Origin of the sequence: Dactylosporangium sp. CA-139114 (assembly GCF_050955725.1) — a bacterium.
In the GTDB taxonomy this organism is placed as follows: domain Bacteria; phylum Actinomycetota; class Actinomycetes; order Mycobacteriales; family Micromonosporaceae; genus Dactylosporangium.
In genome coordinates, this window is the sequence record NZ_CP192080.1 from 10,128,475 (window position 1) to 10,146,173 (window position 17,699).

Consider the following 17,699-nt stretch of genomic DNA (forward strand, 5'->3'; position numbering starts at 1 on the left):
TCATGTCGGGTTACGGACCGCCGGGCGGACCGTACCAGGGTCAGCCTCAGGATCCATGGGGGCAGGGTCAGGGCGGTCAGCGCGACCCCTATGGCGACCAGGGCTACGGCGACCAGGGCTACGGCCAGGGCGGCGGAGGCTACGGCGACCGCGGTTACGGCCAGGGCGGCGGTTACGGTCAAGGCGGCGGCTACGGCCAGGGCGGCGGGGGCTACGGCAACCAGGGCGCCTATCCGGGCCAGGGCTACGACGACCGGCGCGGTGGATACGACGACCGCACCTACCAGCAGCCGGGCGGCGGCTACCAGCCCTACGGCGACGAGCCCGGCGGCTACAACGACGGGCCGCCGCAGTGGGGCCCGCCCCCGGAGCCGGAGAAGAAGAAGCGCTCCGGCGGCACGATCGCGCTGGTCGCCTTCCTCGTGCTGCTGCTCTGCGGTGGCGGCGGCGTCGGCGTGTACTACTACGTGCTGAAGGACAAGAAGGCCGACACCAACGCCCCGGCCGCCTCAGGCTCGTCCAAGCCCGACGCGTCGACCCCCGCGGGCAACGGCGCCGGGCAGTCGGCCGCCCCGAGCGCGGGCTCCTCGCCGAGCAAGGCCGGCGTGCAGGCCGGCGACGCGGCCTCGGTCCAGGTCGGCGAGTGCCTCAAGAACGTCGGCACCGACAACCAGCACCCGCAGATGCAGAAGGTGCAGTGCGCGCCCGGCGCGTATGAGGTGCTGAAGCGAATCCCGCAGACGAAGGACACTACGAAGTGCAAGGGCACGGAGGGGTACACGCACGACTACTTCTTCGACAGCCCCGTGGACGCCAACGACTTCGTGCTCTGCCTCAAACTGCGGACCTGAGGTTTCGACCACATCCGCGGCTGATCGCGTTTCGAGGGCCCCCGGTGACCGTGGTCACCGGGGGCCCCATGCATGACCAGACAAGCTTCGCCCCCATATGTGACCCCCTTGCCACGCGCTCCCGCGGGGGTGTAGTACATTAGTTCGAGCCAGCCATCGAACGCGTGTTCGGTATCCTTCGATGGTGCCTTATAAGGCTGTCTTGCGTGCGCGCTAGAAAGCCGTAGATGCTCCACGACGACACGCCGTAGAGGTTCCTCTACGCGGTTCTAGCCTGCGCGCTAGAAAGCCCGATACTGTGCGATTCGTGGACCCGGTTCGCAATCCATACGCTCCCGGCGCCGGTCAGCGCCCGCCCGAGCTCGCCGGCCGCGACCGTGAGCTGCACGCCTTCGACATCGTGCTGGAGCGCGTGGCGCGCGGGCGCCCCGAGCGGTCGCTCATGCTCACGGGGCTGCGGGGCGTCGGCAAGACGGTGCTGCTCAACACCCTGCGCTCCGAGGCCATCTCGCACCTGTGGGGCACCGGCAAGATCGAGGCGCGGCCGGACCAGTCGCTGCGCCGCCCGGTCTCGGCCGCCCTGCACATGGCCGTGCGGGAGCTGGCCCCGCAGCACCGCGCGCCCGACCGGATCGACGAGTTCCTCGGCGTGCTCAAGGCCTTCGCGCTGCGCGAGGACCCGCGCAAGCCGCCGTCCAAGCTGCGCGACCGCTGGCAGCCCGGCATCGACGTGCCGGCCGCGGTCGGGCGCGCCGACTCCGGCGACATCGAGATCGACCTCGTCGAGCTGTTCACCGACGCGGCGAGCGTGGCCAGTGACGTCGGCACCGGGGTGGCGCTGTTCATCGACGAGCTGCAGGACCTCGCGGCCGACGACATCTCCGCGCTCTGCGCCGCCTGCCACGAGCTGTCCCAGACCGGGGCGCCGCTGATCGTGGTCGGGGCCGGGCTGCCGCACGTGCCGGCGCTGCTGTCGGCGTCGAAGTCCTACTCCGAGCGGCTCTTCCGCTACCAGCGCATCGACCGCCTCGATCGGATCGCGGCCGACCTCGCGCTCACCGCGCCGGCCGAGCGGGAGGAGGTCGAATACGAGGCGAAGGCCCTCGACGCGCTCTACGAGGCCTCCGGCGGCTATCCGTACTTCGTCCAGGCCTACGGCAAGGCGACCTGGGACCACGCGCCGCGCTCGCCGATCACCGCGGCCGACGTGCGCGTGGCGGCGCCGGAGGCGGAGGCGGAGCTGGCGGTCGGATTCTTCGGCTCCCGCTACGAGCGGGCGACCCCGGCCGAGCGCGAGTACATGCGCACGATGGCCACCCTGCTGCCGGCCGTCGACGTCTCCGAGGCCGTGCCGACCGCCGAGATCGCCCGCACCCTCGGCCGCAAGCCCGCGAGCCTGTCGCCCGCCCGGGACGCCCTGATCAAGAAGGGCCTGATCTACTCGGGCGAGCGGGGAACGGTCGCCTTCACCGTCCCCCACTTCGCCCGCTATCTGCGGACTCAGCCGGCCGAGTGACGGGCCTCCGCCCGTTCCACGACGCCCCGCAGGTCGCGGCGCTCGATCGCGGCCGCCATGAGCTCCGGGAACACGTCCGGCGTGCACGCGAACGCGGGCACCCCGAGCGCGGCCAGCGCCGCGGCGTTCTCGCGGTCGTAGTCCGGCGCGCCCTCGTCGGACAGCGCCAGCAGCGTGATCACCTGCACGCCGGCCGCCGTCATCGCCGCGACCCGCCGCAGCATCTCCTCGCGCACACCGCCCTCGTAGAGATCGCTGATCAGCACGAAGATCGTGTCCCGGGGCCGGGTGATGAGCTGCTGGCCGTAGGCGATGGCCCGGTTGATGTCGGTGCCGCCGCCGAGCTGGGTGCCGAACAGCACGTCGACGGGGTCGCTGAGGCGATCGGTCAGGTCCACCACCGCCGTGTCGAACACGACCAGCGACGTCTTGATCGAGCGCATCGAGGCCAGCACCGCCGCGAAGACGCCCGAATACACCACGGACGCCGCCATCGACCCCGACTGGTCGACGCAGAGCACGATGTCGCGCTGCACCGCCTGGGCCCGCCGGCCGTAGCCGATCAACCGCTCCGGCACGACGGTGCGCTGCCGGGCCTGGTAGTGCTTGAGGTTCGCGCGGATCGTGCGGTGCCAGTCGATGTCGTGGTGCCGCGGCCGATTGATCCGCGCGGCCCGGTTCAGCGCCCCGCTCAGCGCGGTGCGTGTCGGCTGCGCGATGCGCCGCTCGAGCTCGGCGACGACCTTGGCCACCACCTTGCGGGCGGCCCGCTTGCTCTTGTCGGGCATGACCCGGTTGAGCGAGAGCAGCGTGCCGACGAGGTGCACGTCGGGCTCGACGGCGTCGAGCATCTCGGGCTCCAGCAGCAGCCGGGTCAGGTTGAGCCGCTCGATCGCGTCGGCCTGCATCACCTGCACGACGGTCGACGGGAAGTATTGCCGGATGTCGCCCAGCCACCGGGCCACCCGCGGCGCCGACGCCCCGAGCCCCGCCCCGCGCGGCCCGGACGTCCCGTCCTCACCCTGGTCGTAGAGCGCGCCGAGCGCCGCGTCGACCGCCGCGTCCGTCCCGGTGAGCCCGTAGCCGGTGCCCTCGGCTTCGGGGGCCCCGCCCAGCGCGAGCCGCCAGCGCCGCAGCCGCTCGTCGCCCTCGTCCTCAGACATGCAACTCCCTCCCGAGCAGCCGCGCCGCGACCGGCAGCAGCAGCGCGCCGCGGGCCGCGTCGATCTCGTCGTCCGCGCCCGCGCCCGGGCGCCCGGTGCCGATGCCGGCCGCACGCTCGCCGATCATGCGCCGCTGGGGCGCCGGATAGCCGCTGAACGTCCGCCGCAGCAGCGGCAGCACCTCGAGGAACGCCTCGGCCGGGATGTCCGTCAGCCACGCGTCGACCAGGGCCAGCAGCCGCTCGTCGTGCACCAGCAGGAGCCCGTCGCCGGCGAGGAAGCCCTCGATCCAGGCCGCCGTGCGGGCCACCGGCACGCCGACGGTCAGCACGAGCGCCATCCGCGCCCCGATCTCGTCGGAGTCGACGGCGCCCGCGTCCAGCAGCAGCCGGTTCATCCGCCCGGTGAGCAGGCCGTGCAGGTCGTCGCGGGTGGCCAGCCCGGACAGCACCGCATGCCAGCGCGCGTGCGCCTCGGGGTCGTCGACCAGCGCGAGCGCGCCCTGCACCCCGTCGATCCGGTCGCGCATGACCGCCGCGGCGGTGTCGTCGAGCCCGCCGACCGCCGCCGGCAGCCCGACGCAGATCCGGGTGATCATCCCGAGCGTGACGTCGCGGAGCGCCGAAAGGTCGGTGCCGCGCACGTCGCCGTATCGCAACGTGCGCGCCAACGCCGGCAGCGCGTCCATCAGGTGGGCGACGTCGGCGTCGAGGGCCATCCGCTCGTCGAGCGCGTCGAGCACGCCGGGCAGCGCGTCGGGCAGGTCGGCGAGCAGGCACCGCTCGACCAGCGCGGTCACGTCGGCCAGGGTCGCGGCGTTCAGGGCCTGCTCGGTGACCCGGGCGGTGGCCGCCTCGAGCACGGTCGTGCCGTAGGCGCCCGCCTCAACCAGGTCGACCGCGAACTCGGGCTGCCAGGCGATCTCCCACTCCTCGCGGAACGTGCCCTTGCCCTTGGCCGCCGCCAGCACCTTGCCCCACTCGACGCCGAGCAGCCGGAGCCGGTGCAGCAGCCGGCTGCGCTCCAGGTCGAAGGGCTGGCGCAGGTCGAGCTTGAGCTCCCGGCGCTCGACCCGGGGCGGCAGCCGCAGCCGCCGCTGGCTGCCGGCGACGTCCCGGGCGATCGGCACCCCGGGCGTCTGGTCCGGCACCCGGCCGAGCCGGTCGCCGACCACGAGCCGCCGGTTGATGAGCGCGAGCCGCAGGTCGTCGCCGTCGCAGAGCACCGCGTGGGCCGCGTCGGTGACCTCGGCGAGCCCGGCCAGCGGCCGCCCGCGCATGGTCGCGAGCGCCTCGGCCAGCCGGGTCGCCTCGATGACGTGGGCGCTGGACACCGGCACGCCGTCCTTGCGCAGGACCCCGGCCGCCCGCACCAGCCAGCGCTCGATCACGTGCGCGTCGACGGAGGTGAACAGGTGGTGATACCAGCCGGGGGAGCGCACGCCGGCGCCGTAGCCCTGCCAGGACGCCAGCCGCGCATGCGTCCACGGCACCCAGGTCATCGCGACCTTGACCTTCGGCAGGCCGCGCACGACGGCGTTGTCGGCCGCGGCGCTGGGCAGCGGCCCGGTCAGCGCGGGCACGTGCCAGGCCCCGCACACGACGGCCACGCGCTCGAACTCCTTGAGCGCCGAGCGCAGCCCGATGCGCATGTAGGCCTCGCGCCGCTCCTCCTCGACCCGCTCGGCCTCGCCCGGGACCGGCGCGTGCGCCCGCACGACGGTCATCGCCTCGGCGATGGCCGCGAACGGGGACTGGTCGACCCGGTGCTCGACCACGTCCTCCCACCAGCGCTCGGGATCGTCGTAGCCGGCCGCCTCCGCCAGCGCGCCGATCGGGTCGAGCCGCACCGCGTCGTCGTCGGACTGCGCAGCCGCCGGCGGGGAGGCCAGGCGCACGGCCGCCGGCATGTCGGCGAACCGCACCGGCACCTCGCGCGCCACGGCCCACCGGATCGCCTGCCACTCCGGCGAGAACTCGGCCAGCGGCCAGAACGAGGCGCGCAGCTTCGGGTCGGGGTTGTCCGCGGGGTAGGCCAGCAGCGCCACCGGCGCCCGCATGTCCTCGTCCCCGGCGAAGGGCACGAGCGCGTCGGCCTCCGGCGGCCCCTCGATCAGCACCACCTCGGGCTGGAACTCGGCCAGCGCCCGGCGCACCGCCCGGGCCGACCCCGGCCCGTGGTGACGAATCCCGAGCAGCAGAGGCTCACTCGCCACGGCGGGCCGCTCGGTAGAAGTCCCGCCAGCCCTCGCGCTCGCGCACCACCGTCTCGAGGTATTCCTGCCACACCACCTGGTCCGACACCGGGTCCTTGACCACGGCGCCGAGGATGCCCGCGGCCACGTCCCCGGCCCGCAGCACCCCGTCGCCGAAGTGCGCGGCGAGCGCCATGCCGTTGGTGACCACCGAGATCGCCTCGGCCGTGGACAGCGTGCCGCTGGGCGACTTGAGCTTGGTCCGCCCGTCCTCGGTGACCCCGTTGCGCAGCTCCCGGAAGACGGTGACCACGCGCCGGATCTCGTCGGCGGCCGGCGGCAGCTCGGGCAGCTCCAGCGCCTTGCCGAGCGCCGCGACGCGCCGCGCGACGATGTCGACCTCCTCCTCGACGCCCGCCGGCACCGGCAGCACCACGGTGTTGAACCGGCGCCGCAGCGCGGAGGAGAGCTCGTTGACGCCACGGTCGCGGTCGTTGGCGGTGGCGATGACGTTGAAGCCCTTGCGCGCCTGGACCTCCTGCCCGAGCTCGGGCACCGGCAGGGTCTTCTCCGACAGGATCGTGATCAGCGTGTCCTGCACGTCGGAGGGCACCCGGGTGAGCTCCTCGATGCGCGCGATCCGCCCGTCGGCCATCGCGCGCAGCACCGGGCTCGGCACCAGCGCGGCCCGGCTCGGCCCCTCGGCGAGCAGGCGGGCGTAGTTCCAGCCGTAGCGGATCGCCTCTTCGGGCGTGCCGGCCGTGCCCTGCACGAGCAGCGTCGAGTCGCCGCTGATCGCCGCGGCCAGGTGCTCGGAGACCCAGGTCTTCGCGGTGCCGGGCACCCCGAGCAGCAGCAACGCCCGGTCGGTGGCGAGGGTGGCGACGGCGACCTCCATGAGCCGCCGCGGCCCGACGTATTTCGGGGTGATCGCGGTGCCGTCGCCCGCCTCGCCGCCGAGCAGGTAGGTGACGACGGCCGAGGGCGAGAGCCGCCATCCCGGCGGGCGCGGCCGCTCGTCGCCGGCCGCGAGCGCGACGAGCTCGGCCGCGAACTCGTCCTCGGCGTGCCGCCGCTGCACCGTCTCGGCGACGGGCGCGCCGGCGACGTGGGCGGCGGTGACATCGACTGTGCTGGTCACGCTGACTCCTGGGAGATCGGCTCGGACGTCGGGGGTCATGCCAGCTCGGCCAGCATGTCGTGGCGGAAGCGCAGGGTGTCGGCGAAGCGGCCGACGATCGAGGACATCGGGTCGTCCGAGGGCAGGGCGGCGGCCATGCGGGTCGCGCGGGCCGCGGTGTCGGCCGGCAGCCGCAGCGCGGCCAGCTCGCACAGCCCGGCCAGGCGCCAGCCCGCCGAGCGCCGGCCGCCGAGGTCGTCCAGCGCGCCGAACACCGCCTCGGCCAGCGGCTCCGGCCACGGCCGCGGGCACAGCTCGAGCACGTGCTCGACGCCGACCGCGGCGGCCCCGGCGAGCCCCCGGCGCAGCACCCCGACCGCGAGGGAGGAGAGCGCGTCGGAGGGCAGCGCGTCGTAGAGCGCCTCGAGCAGCAGCCGGTCGTCGGGGCGACCGCCCGCCGCGACCTCCTCGGTGAGCCGCCCGGTCAGCGCCGTGGCCCAGCGGGGGTCCCGCTGCCCGGCCGCGGCCCGGGCCAGCCCGCGGCGCAGGACGGCGGCCCACTCGTCGGTCACCGGCAGCGCCAGGAACTCCTCCGGCTCGCCCCACACCCGCAGCGGCGTGCGGGTCAGCAGCTCCTCCAGCCACCAGGCCCGCTCACCGATCCCGGCGGGCGGGCGCGGCACGATCCCGTCGCGGCGCATCGCCTTGTCGCAGGCGCTCGGCGGCACCACCTGGATCCCCCCGCCGACGATCCGCACGCACGCCGCGGTCCGCTCGATCATCCGCCGCGCATAGGCGCTGTCGGGCAGCATCGCCAGCAGGTCGAGCCCGACGATCCGCACCTCCTTGCGCCGGTCGTCGAGGGCGCCCTCCAGCACCGGCTCGTCGGCGGGGGAGAGCCCGGTCGCGAACGTGCCGAGCAGCGCGGCCCGGTCCTCGGGCGTCTCGGTCGGCCAGACGTCGGCGAGCATGTCGCGGCCGCGCTGCTCGCCCTCGGGCCCGCCCCGGCGCACCGCGGTGAGGATGCCGACGCGCCGGCCGATCGAGCCGAGCTCCCAGCCCTGGGCGTCGTCGGCGGGGGCACCGGAGGCATCGTGGGCATCGGCCGCCGAGGCGCCGAGAAACGCCCACTCGGGCCGTTGCCGGGCCAGCCACGCCGCCCGGGACCCGCCGGCCGCGGCGACGAGCGGCCGCAGCGCCCGGTGCCGCCGCGCGATCTCCAGCAGCGCGGGCAGCAGCTCGCCCGGCACGCGCCGGTCGTGCACGGCCCCGAGCCACTCGGCGAGCAGCTCCAGCCGGCCGTCGGCGTCGCGGACCGGCACCGCGTTGCTGGTGCCGTAGCCGGCCGCGTCCACGGCGAGCAGGTCCGCCGCCCGCGCGGCCGCCGCCCAGGACACGAGCGGGATCCCGGAGTCGTCGGGGGCCGGCTCCGGCACCGTGAGCCCGGCCCGCGCCCGGAACCCGGCCCGCCGGAACAGCGTCAGCGTCCCGGCCGCGTCGAGCAGCGCCTCCGCCGGGTCCTCGCCGGGCCGCCCGACCCCGGCCGGCAACGTCCGCCGCTGCGTCCCGACGAGCGCGGTCGCCAGCACGTCGCCCCAGTCCGGCCCGTTCACAGCCGCACCAGCCGCTCGTCGGCCCACACCCCGAGGGGGCGCAGCCCGCCCGCCGACCACTCGCCGGTGACGGTCGCGGGGCGCCCCGCGGTCACCGCCACCAGCCGCCAGGGTTCTCCGGCCGCCGGGTCGAGCGGCAGCCCGAACCCGTCGGCGTCGACCAGCGCCCACCCGGAGCCGTCGCGCACCGGGCACACCCCGTCGAGCGCCATCGGCCAGTAGTCGAGCCAGGGGTCCCCGGCCAGGGCGAGCGCGTGCGCCCGCAGGTTGTCCTCGATCCCGGCGCCGCCGGCGACGAAGTGCATCCGCTCCGGCGGCGCGTGCCGCTTGGCGATGAGCGCCCGGGCCGGCTGGCCGCCTGGATACAGGCACACGTCGGCGTCGAACTCCGTGCCGGGCAGCAGGTCGACGGGGAGCGACTGGCCCGCCACGGCGAACGACAGCACGATCAGCGGCTGCCCGGACCCGGCCCCGCGCAGCCAGGCCCGGCGCACGGTCAGCTGGTCCTCGATCTCGTCGCGCACCCCGTGCACCTGCCAGCGGTCGCGCACGGGCGCCCCGGCGAGCACCGTCTCGGTCGCGATCGGCACCCCGACCCGCATCCGCACGCTCGCCGCGAGCTCCTCGGGCAGCTCATCCTGCCGCCGGTAACCCCCCACGAGCAGGTGCAGCCGCGCCAGCTCGCCCAGCAGGCGCTCGGGGGAGCCCAGCACGGCGCCGGTCCGGCGCAGGATGCCCGCGGCGCTGGCCGCCTGGGCGTCGACGAGCCGGGCGGTCATCGTGTCCCAGGCCGCGCCGCCCTTGCCGGTGCCGGCGAGCCCGGCGCGGACCTGGTCGGCGAGCCAGCGGTCGAGCTCGTCGAGCCCGGCGGCGATCCGGTCGGCCCGGCGCGCCTGCGCCTTCTCGCTGACCGCCGCCCGGCCACCGGCGCGGCTGCCGGGTTTCGGCTCCTCGGCCGGTCCGGCGGTGGCGCGGCCGGCGCGGGCCGCCCGGGCCGCCTGCCAGGCACTCGCCCACGAGGGTGCGACCGCCTCCGGCACCGAGCCGGAGGACCACCGCAGCAGCAGGGCGAGCGCGTGCTTGCACGGGAACTTGCGGCTCGGGCAGGTGCACTTGAACGCGGGCTCGGTGAGGTCGACCGCGGTCTGATACGGCGTGCTCCCGCTGCCCTGGCACAGCCCCCACAGGGTCGGGTCGACGTCGTCGGCGGCGCTGAGGCCGGTCTCCAGCCAGACGCGGTCGCCCGCGAGCCCGCGCGCCGCCCGCTGCGCGGACGAGTCGGGGGCCAGCGCCATCACCTGGTCGGTCGTCCAGACCGTGGTGACCGTCGTTGTTTCCGCCATGCTGCTTACCGTAGTGAGGGGGTACGACATTTCCCCGCTGGGTATGTTTCCGTCATGAGACCCGTACGTACCGCAGCCCGTTCGATGCTCGCGGCGATCTTCGTGGTCCAGGGCTGGGCCGCGTTCACGAGCCCGGCGCGACTGGCGGGCCGGGCCAAGCCCGTCACCGACCGGCTCGAGCCGACGATCAAGGCGCTGCACCCGAGCCTGCCGACCGACGCCGAGACCCTCGTGCGGATCAACGGCGCGGCCCAGGTGGCAGGTGGCGTGCTGCTCGCGACCGGGCACGCGACCCGGCCGGCGGCGCTGCTGCTGGCCGGCTCACTGGTGCCCACGACCCTGGCCGGCCACGCGTTCTGGGAGATCGAGAACCCGCAGGACCGGGCCCAGCAGCGCATCCAATTCATGAAGAACCTGGGCCTGATGGGCGGCCTGCTGCTGGCCGCGCTCGACCGCGAGGGCCGGCCCGACCTGCGCTGGCGTGCGGGTCATGTGGGCAAGACGCTCAAGCGGGCCCGGCGCCACCTCAAGGACAGTTCACCCATTCCTCTTCGCCGTCGGTGAACACCTGACGTTTCCAGATCGGCAGCCGCGCCTTCACCTCGTCCACGAGCCGGGCGCAGAGCACGAACGCCTCCGCCCGGTGCGCGGTCGCCACGGCCGCGGCCAGCGCCACGTCGCCGATCTCCAACCGACCGACCCGGTGCGAGACGGCGAGCGCGCGCACCGCGGGGTCGGCGGCGATCTCGGCGGCCACCTCGGCGAGCACGTCACCGGCGCTGGGGTGGCCCTCGTACTCGAGCTCGACCACGCCCCGCCCGCCGTCGTGGTCGCGCACGACGCCGGCGAACGACACGACGGCCCCGGCGGCCCGGTCGGCGACGGCCCGCTCGTGTGCCTGGACGTCGAGGGGCTCGGTGGTGACCTGGGTGCGGATCACGCGCGGTCCCCGTCCAGCAGGGGCACGAGCTGGGCGGGCGCGCCCGCGTGGCCCTCGGTGCCGGGCGGGATGACCGCGAACCCGACGGAGTTGGCCAGCCCGCGCAGCATCGACGAGCCGGCGTGCGCGACCGGGTGGGCGCGGCCGCCGGCCAGCGTGACCAGCGCGAGGTGGGTGAAGTCGCCGCGGCCGGGGACGTCGGCGCCGAGGGTCACGGTGGCCGGCTCGGGCACGGTGCGGCCGGTGAGGCCGGCGAGCAGGGGCAGTACCAGCGAAACGAGCGCGACGAACGTGGACTGCGGGTTGCCCGGCAGGCCCGCGACGAACTGCCCGCCGGGTAGCTGCGCGACGAGCATCGGGAAGCCGGGGCGCACGGCCACGGTGTTGACGACGTAACGGGCGCCGAGCTCGGCGAGGGCGGGGTGCAGGTGGTCGACCGGCCCGTGCATGGTGCCGCCGGTGGTGCAGATGACCTGCGCGCCGGCGTCGACGGCCTTGCGCAGCGCGGCCACGTGCTCCTCGAGCGTGTCGGCGACCGGCCCACGCGCGTGCACGACCTGGGTGCCGGCGCGCCGCAGCCAGGAGGGCAGGGCCGGCCCGAGCGCATCACGGACCCGGCCGTCGGCGGGGACGCCGGAGGTGAGCAGCTCGTCGCCGAAGACCAGCAGCGCCGTGCGGGGGGCGGGGCGGCAGGTCAGCGTGTCGTAGCCGCACGACGCCGCCAGCCCGATGACCCCGGGCGTGACCGGGGTGCCCGCGGGCAGCAGCACCTCGCCGGCGGCCGCCTCCTCGCCCTGGCGGCGCCAGTCGGGCTGCCGGCGGACGGCGCCGCTGACCAGGCCGTCGACGGTCTCGGACTCCTCGATGCGCACGACGGCGGTGGTGCCGTCGGGCACCATGCCGCCGGTGGCGATCTCGACGCAGGTGCCGTCGGCGGTGAGCGGCGCGGCGGTGTCCCCGGCGAGCACCCGCCCGACGATCCGCCAGGGCGCGGGACCGCGGGCGGCCCAGCCGTCGACGCTGGAGGTGGCGAAGGCGGGCAGGTCGGTCAGGGTGACCAGGTCCGCGGCGAGGGTGAGGCCGTCGGCGTCGGCGAGGGGCACCTCGACGGGCTCCGGCGCGACCGCCGAGCCCGCGGCGTGCACGATCTCGCGGGCGGTCGTCCAGGCGATCGGTAACGTCACGTTCGAAGCCTAATGCTCCGGTCCGCGTCACCTGCGGACCGTTGCTCCCGTCAGACACCATTCGGCGCTGCGCGCCGTCATTGCCGGGTCCGCGTGGGCTCGGCCTCGCTTTTATCCCTCAGTGATCTCCGCCGCGAAGCTGCTCCACCGCGTGCTTGAGAACCGGTCCGAGCACGGCCAATCCATCCTTCGCGCCACCCCGGGACCCGGGGAGGTTGACGACGAGCGTCCGCCCCGCGACTCCGGCGAGCCCGCGCGACAGGATCGCGGTCGGCACCTTCGCCGCGCCGGCCGCCCGGATCGCCTCCGCGATGCCCGGCACCTCGTAGTCGAGCACGCGGCGCGTCATCTCGGGCGTGCGATCGGTGGGCGTGATTCCGGTGCCCCCGCTGGTCAGGACGACGTCCGCGGCCGGCAGCGCCGCCCGCAGCGCCGCCTCGACCGGCTCCCCGTCGGGCACCACGACGGGCTCGTCCACCTCGAACCCCAGCGCCCGCAACCCCTCGACCAGCAACGGCCCGCTGGTGTCGGCGTAGACGCCCGCCGCCGCCCGGTTGGACGCCACCACCACGACCGCCCTCATCGCTGCCACACCCCGCTCTTCCCGCCCTCCTTGCGCAGCACCCGCACGTTCTCGATGGAGGCCGCCGGGTCCACCGCCTTGATCATGTCGATGAGCGCCAGCCCCGCGGTCGCCACGGCGGTCAGCGCCTCCATCTCGACGCCGGTCCGGTCGGCCGTCTTCGCCACGACCTCGATCTCGATGGTCTCGTCACGCAGCGTCAACTCGACCGTCACGCCATGCAGGGCGATGGGATGACATAACGGCACAAGATCGGGCGTCCGCTTCGCGCCCATGATCCCGGCGATGCGCGCGACCGCCAGAGCGTCACCCTTCGGCAGCGCCCCATCACGCAACAGCGCGACGACTTCGCTTGTGGTGCGGACGAATCCCGCCGCGACGGCCCGGCGCGCGGTGATGTCCTTCGCGGCCACGTCGACCATCCGCGCCGCCCCGGACGAGTCCACGTGCGTCAGCTCATTTGGCACCCAAAGAGCTTAGTCACCGGAGGCGCGCGGCCGGTTGATCATGCAGGCTAAGGCTTAGCTGCGTCGATTTCGCTATACGGAGCGTCACGCTCACGTCGCCAAATCGTGACAAAGGCCGTTATAGTTCGCAAACTATGATTCGACGGACAAATCGCTTTGGGCATCTTGCGTTTTGCACCCTAGGCTGCGTTCAGTGCTTCGGACTTCGATGATTTTCGATATTCGGAGCTGACGGGGGGTCGAATTCAGCAGCGACCTTTGGGGGCGAAAACATGGAGAAGGACCACACCTGGCAGTGACCCGTTCGACGGGTTGACAAGCCCGCGGCCACATCGGCCACGATGAAGCGGGCCGATGCAGAAAACACCGCGAACCGACGACGCGACCAACCGGCGCCTATGGCGCCTCGTTGGTCCCGTCGTCGTCGGCGGGTCCGCCGCCGTCCTCACGGCACTGTCGTCATTCGCCGAGCATCCGACCGCCGTCGCAGGCCTGGCTGTCCTCGCGATCGTGCTGGTCGGCAACGGTTTCGCCGTGATCGACGTGCGCATCCGCTCGGTCTCCGACGGCATCGTGCCGACCACCGCCGTGATCACCCTCGCCGCGGTCTTCCTCCCGGCGCCGGCCATGATCCTGGGCACCGCCTGCGGCGCGTTCCTGTCTCAGCTGAGCCGCCGCGCGACCGATCCGATGAAGATCGGGTTCAATGTCGGAAAAGACACCATTGGCGCGACGGCCGCGGTTGCCGCCGCCGGCGCCGTCGGAACCTCACCAATACTGCTCGATACCACTTTTTCCGTAATCGGCGTCATACCCGGACTTTTCGCCGCATTCGTCGCCTATATGCTCGTCGACGAGATCGTGTCGCACGCGCTGTTCTCGATCATCACGGGCAAACCGTTCCGGCAGCTGATCCTGGCGCAGGTCAACTTCACGATCATCACGCGCCTCGGGCTCTTCGGCGTCGCGCTCGCCACCGTCCTGGCCTACCGGATCAGCGAGTGGCTCCTGATGGTCCTCCCGCCACTGGTCTCCGCGATCCACCTCGCGGCCGCCAACCAGCTGCGCACCCGCCAGGGCAACGAGGCGTGGCAGCGCCTCGCCGAGGCCACCGACGAGTTCAACTCCGTCGACGAGACCGCGGTGCTCTACGCCGCCGTCCGCCGGGCCACCGACATCTTCTCGACCGACCAGGCCGAGGTCGAGATCCATCCGCCCCGCGGCGGGTCCCGCCTGGTGCGCAGCAACGGCTCGGAGATCCTCTACGACGGCCCGCCCGGCGAGGCGCCGGCCGCCGAGGGCTACCTGATCCCCGTCGCGCTCGAGAGCTACCGCGGCGATGGTGACCTCGGCCAGCTGCGCCTGCGGTTCCGGGGCTCCGGGCCGGTGCGGTTCACCGAGCGCGAGCAGTACACCCTGCGCACCTTCACCGCCGCCCTGTGCACGGCGATCCGCAACGCCGCGACCTTCGCCGAGACCCAGCGCCTCGCCGACAGCCACGCCCGGGCCGCGGCGCAGGACCCGCTCACCCGGCTGGCGAACCGGCGGCGGCTGCAGCAGTACGGCAACGACATCCTCGCCGGGCAGGCCGGGGTGGTGGGCGTACTGCTGATCGACCTCAACCACTTCAAAGAGGTCAACGACACCCTCGGGCACGCCGAGGGCGACCGGGTGCTGCTCGCCGTCGCCGAACGCCTCACCGCCGCGGCCCGCCCCGGCGACCTGGTCGCCCGCTTCGGCGGCGACGAGTTCGCGGTCCTCCTCGCCGGCCTCAGCGCGCCCGCGATCGCCGAGCTGCGCGCCCACGCCATGCTCGACGCGCTCGCCCCGGCCATCGAGCTCGACGACATGCGCATCAGCGTCGAGGCCAGCTGCGGCGTGACCACCGGCACCGGTGGAAGCGTCGGCGAGCTCCTGCGGCGCGCCGACATCGCGCTGTACCAGGCCAAGCAGGACGGCCAACGCGTCGTCGTCTACGCCCAGGCGCGCGACACCGCCGACGTCAACAGCCTCACCCTCGGCGGCGACCTGGCCCGCGCCATCGCCGAGCACCAGTTCACCGTCCACTTCCAGCCCATCGTGGACCTCGCCAGCGGCCGGGTCATCGCCGCCGAGGCCCTGACCCGCTGGCAGCACCCCGACCAGGGCCCGCTCTCGCCCGACCGGTTCCTGGGGGCCATCGAGCGCTCCGGCCAGCTCGCCGCGTTCGCCGACGCCGTGCTGGACCAGGCCCTGATCGCCGTCACGGACTGGGCGGACGCCGGCTACCAGATCCCCGTCGCGGTCAACGTCTCCCCGCGCAGCCTGCTCGACCCGTCCTTCCCGGACGCGGTGGCCAGACGCCTGAGTGCGCGCGGGGTACCGGCCTCCGCCCTGGTCATCGAGCTCACCGAGTCGGTGACGCTGAGCAAGCTCGAAGTCGTCGACGAGGTCCTGGCCGCCCTGCGCGACCAGGGCATCCGCCTCGCCCTGGACGACTTCGGCACCGGCTTCTCCTCGCTGGCCACCCTGGCCCGCGTCCCGGTCGACGAACTCAAGATCGACCGCAGCTTCGTGTCGGCGATGAACGCCTCGGCCCCCGGCGCCGTGGTCCGCTCGACCATCGACCTGGGCCGCAGCCTCGACCTCCTGGTGGTGGCCGAGGGCGTGGAGCGCGAGGACCAGCGCCAGCAACTGTGGGAGCTGGGCTGCCCGGCGGGCCAGGGCCACCTGTTCGCGCGGGCCATGCCCTCGGACCGTCTGCTGGCCCACCTGCACCGGGGCGAGGGCCACCTGGCCGACCCCCTGCACGACACCGGCGCGGTGATCCGCATGTCGAGAAGCCGCCGGGCCCGCCGCATGAGCCTCGGCGCCGAACCCCCGCCCGGCCGCGAGCGGTCAACCTGACCTTCGGCACAATTGGCCGCATCGCTACCGACCTGCGCCCCCGTCTCCTGGACGCCGCCTTCTACGCCCTGTGCGCCGTCTTCGCCGCGGTGACCGCCCTGACGTCCACCCTGCTGCCGCACCGGGCCTGGGGCCAGGTCGCCTGGATCGGCTACGCGGCCGGCGCCGTGCTGGTCCTGCTGATCGCCCGCTGGCGGGTGATCCCGCTGCTGTTCGCCGCGACCGCCCTGCTGCCGCTGCTGATCGAGTCGATCCAGCGAGCGGCCGGCCGCACCGACCGGGCCCAGGAGGAGGTCCTGGTGGTCGAGCGGATGGGCGAGCGCCTGGTCCACACCGGCACCCCGTACCTCTCCCACGACGCGATCGCCGCCCTGCCCGAGCCCGACCGCCTGATGGGGTACGCCCCCTACCAGCCCGGCATGGCCGTCTTCGGCCTGCCCCGAGCCGCCTTCGGCGAGGCCTGGTGGACCGACGCCCGGGTGTGGTTCGCCGTGGCCACGGTGTTCTGCCTGCTCTGGACCCTGCGCCTGCTGGCCTTCTCGACCCGCGCCCTCCCGCTGGCCCAGGCGGTGGCCGTCCTGCCCCTGTGCGCCCTGACCCTGGCGACCGGCGGCGACGACCTCCCGGTGCTGGCCCTGTGCCTGCTGGCCCTGGCCCTGTCGGCGAACGACCGCTTCCTGGCCGCCGGCGTGGCGGTCGGCCTGGCCGGCGCCCTGAAGCTCTTCGCCCTGCCGGTGGCCCTGGTCCTGCTGGTCCTGGCCCTGTCGACCCGCCGCCGCCCGGCCTGGTTCGCCGCGGCCGCCCTCGGCATCCCGCTCCTGGCCCTGCTCCCGGCCCTCCTGGTCGACGCCGACGCGTACCTCGAGAACGCCGTTCGCTTCCCCGGCGGCCACGGCCTGGTGACCAGCCCCGCCCAGTCCCCGCTGCCCGGGTACCTCATCGCCTCGGCCCTCCCGGCGGGCCGCACGGTCGCCCTGGCCCTGCTCCTGCTGGCCGGCGCGGTCATCGCCCTGCTGCTCGTGCGCAACCCGCCGAGGTCCTCGGGCCGGGCCGCGGCGTACATCGCCGCCGGCCTGACCGCCGCGATCATGCTCACGCCGGCGACCCGCTTCGGCTACCTCCTGTACCCGGTGGCCTTCCTCGCCTTCTGGTGGTCCCAGCACAAGACGCGTGAGCCGGTCCCGGCGTAGACAGAAGGATGGGGTACCGCAACCGCGAGGAGGCCGGCGCCGTCCTGGCCGGGCTCCTGGCCGCCCACGCCGGCCGCGAGGACGCCATCGCCCTCGGCCTGGTCCGCGGCGGCGTACCGGTGGCCGCGGAGGTCGCCCGCCGCCTGCGCATCCCCCTGGACGTCCTCGTGGTCCGCAAGCTGGGCGTGCCGTGGGCCCGGGAGGTGGCCTTCGGCGCCGTGGGCCCCGGCGGCGTGCGCGTGATCAACGACGACATCGCCCGCCACCTCGGCGACGACGAGATCGCCGCCGTCCTGCGCCGCGAGTCCGCCGAGCTCCGCCGCCGCGAGCGCCACTTCCGCCGCGGCCGCCCGCCACTGAACCTCGACGGCCGCACGGCCCTCGTGATCGACGACGGCCTGGCCACGGGCGCGACCGCGGGCGCCGCGGAGGCGGTGGCGAGGTCGCTCGCGGCGACCGCGGTGATCCTGGCCGTCCCGGTGGGCGCGGCGGAGGCGGTGGCGCGGCTGCGGCGCTCGGCGGACGAGGTCGTCTGCCCGCTCGCGGAGTCCGACTTCGGCGCCGTGAGCCGCTTCTACAGGGACTTCCATCAGCTCACCGACGCCGACGTGACGGCCCTCCTGGCCTGACCGTCCCGGCGGGGCTCACA

The 17,699-nt window shown here is 74.4% G+C and carries 15 protein-coding genes; 6 read left to right on the plus strand and 9 right to left on the minus strand.

What is annotated here, in order from left to right; genetic code table 11:
* Positions 1-2: 2 nt before the first annotated feature.
* Positions 3-851, plus strand: coding sequence for an LppU/SCO3897 family protein (locus tag ACQP2P_RS45690; protein WP_433611914.1), 849 nt, complete (start codon positions 3-5; stop codon positions 849-851).
* A gap of 307 nt (positions 852-1,158) precedes the next feature.
* Positions 1,159-2,367, plus strand: coding sequence for an ATP-binding protein (locus tag ACQP2P_RS45695; RefSeq protein ID WP_350613984.1), 1,209 nt, complete (start codon positions 1,159-1,161; stop codon positions 2,365-2,367).
* Here ACQP2P_RS45695 and ACQP2P_RS45700 read toward each other — a convergent pair.
* From ACQP2P_RS45700 to ACQP2P_RS45720, 5 genes are read right to left on the minus strand one after another with little or no spacing between them, the layout of a single operon-like run.
* A complete protein-coding gene (locus ACQP2P_RS45700) occupies positions 2,352-3,530 on the minus strand; it encodes a VWA domain-containing protein (RefSeq protein ID WP_433611916.1) in 1,179 nt (392 codons plus the stop codon). The two genes, ACQP2P_RS45695 and ACQP2P_RS45700, sit on opposite strands and share 16 nt — an antisense overlap.
* A complete protein-coding gene (locus tag ACQP2P_RS45705) occupies positions 3,523-5,745 on the minus strand; it encodes a DUF5682 family protein (RefSeq protein WP_433611918.1) in 2,223 nt (740 codons plus the stop codon). Before ACQP2P_RS45705 ends, ACQP2P_RS45700 begins: the two co-directional genes overlap by 8 nt.
* Positions 5,735-6,865 carry an ATP-binding protein gene (locus tag ACQP2P_RS45710; RefSeq protein WP_433611920.1) on the minus strand — a complete coding sequence of 377 codons (1,131 nt, stop codon included), beginning with the start codon at positions 6,863-6,865 and terminating at the stop codon, positions 5,735-5,737. Before ACQP2P_RS45710 ends, ACQP2P_RS45705 begins: the two co-directional genes overlap by 11 nt.
* A gap of 35 nt (positions 6,866-6,900) precedes the next feature.
* Positions 6,901-8,457 (minus strand): DUF5691 domain-containing protein, encoded by a 1,557-nt coding sequence (locus ACQP2P_RS45715; protein WP_433611922.1) that lies wholly within the window; start codon positions 8,455-8,457, stop codon positions 6,901-6,903.
* On the minus strand, positions 8,454-9,800 hold the full coding sequence (locus tag ACQP2P_RS45720) for an SWIM zinc finger family protein (RefSeq protein WP_433611924.1): 1,347 nt from the start codon (positions 9,798-9,800) through the stop codon (positions 8,454-8,456). Before ACQP2P_RS45720 ends, ACQP2P_RS45715 begins: the two co-directional genes overlap by 4 nt.
* A gap of 54 nt (positions 9,801-9,854) precedes the next feature.
* On the opposite strand from ACQP2P_RS45720, the gene ACQP2P_RS45725 reads away from it, so the two are divergent.
* The gene (locus tag ACQP2P_RS45725) at positions 9,855-10,364 is read left to right on the plus strand and encodes a DoxX family protein (RefSeq protein WP_433611926.1); all 510 of its coding nucleotides are present in this window, start codon (positions 9,855-9,857) and stop codon (positions 10,362-10,364) included.
* Here ACQP2P_RS45725 and ACQP2P_RS45730 read toward each other — a convergent pair.
* The 4 genes from ACQP2P_RS45730 to moaC form a co-directional block, all read right to left on the minus strand.
* Complete coding sequence (locus ACQP2P_RS45730) at positions 10,327-10,740, minus strand: molybdenum cofactor biosynthesis protein MoaE (protein WP_433611928.1); 414 nt, start codon at positions 10,738-10,740, stop codon at positions 10,327-10,329. The two genes, ACQP2P_RS45725 and ACQP2P_RS45730, sit on opposite strands and share 38 nt — an antisense overlap.
* Positions 10,737-11,924 (minus strand): molybdopterin molybdotransferase MoeA, encoded by a 1,188-nt coding sequence (locus ACQP2P_RS45735; protein ID WP_433611930.1) that lies wholly within the window; start codon positions 11,922-11,924, stop codon positions 10,737-10,739. Before ACQP2P_RS45735 ends, ACQP2P_RS45730 begins: the two co-directional genes overlap by 4 nt.
* A 118-nt stretch (positions 11,925-12,042) precedes the next feature.
* On the minus strand, positions 12,043-12,507 hold the full coding sequence (locus tag ACQP2P_RS45740; protein WP_433611932.1) for a MogA/MoaB family molybdenum cofactor biosynthesis protein: 465 nt from the start codon (positions 12,505-12,507) through the stop codon (positions 12,043-12,045).
* Entirely contained in the window at positions 12,504-12,929 is a 426-nt protein-coding gene (gene moaC, locus ACQP2P_RS45745; RefSeq protein WP_433611934.1) for a cyclic pyranopterin monophosphate synthase MoaC, read from the minus strand. Before moaC ends, ACQP2P_RS45740 begins: the two co-directional genes overlap by 4 nt.
* A 399-nt stretch (positions 12,930-13,328) precedes the next feature.
* On the opposite strand from moaC, the gene ACQP2P_RS45750 reads away from it, so the two are divergent.
* The 3 genes from ACQP2P_RS45750 to ACQP2P_RS45760 are packed head-to-tail and all read left to right on the plus strand — an operon-like array spanning position 13,329 to position 17,679.
* Entirely contained in the window at positions 13,329-15,860 is a 2,532-nt protein-coding gene (locus ACQP2P_RS45750; RefSeq protein WP_433611936.1) for a putative bifunctional diguanylate cyclase/phosphodiesterase, read from the plus strand.
* Positions 15,857-17,050: a glycosyltransferase 87 family protein gene (locus ACQP2P_RS45755; RefSeq protein ID WP_433619560.1), complete on the plus strand. Its 1,194-nt coding sequence runs from the start codon at positions 15,857-15,859 to the stop codon at positions 17,048-17,050. Before ACQP2P_RS45750 ends, ACQP2P_RS45755 begins: the two co-directional genes overlap by 4 nt.
* 8 nt (positions 17,051-17,058) lie before the next feature.
* Positions 17,059-17,679, plus strand: coding sequence for a phosphoribosyltransferase (locus ACQP2P_RS45760; protein WP_433611938.1), 621 nt, complete (start codon positions 17,059-17,061; stop codon positions 17,677-17,679).
* The last annotated feature ends 20 nt before the right edge of the window (positions 17,680-17,699 follow it).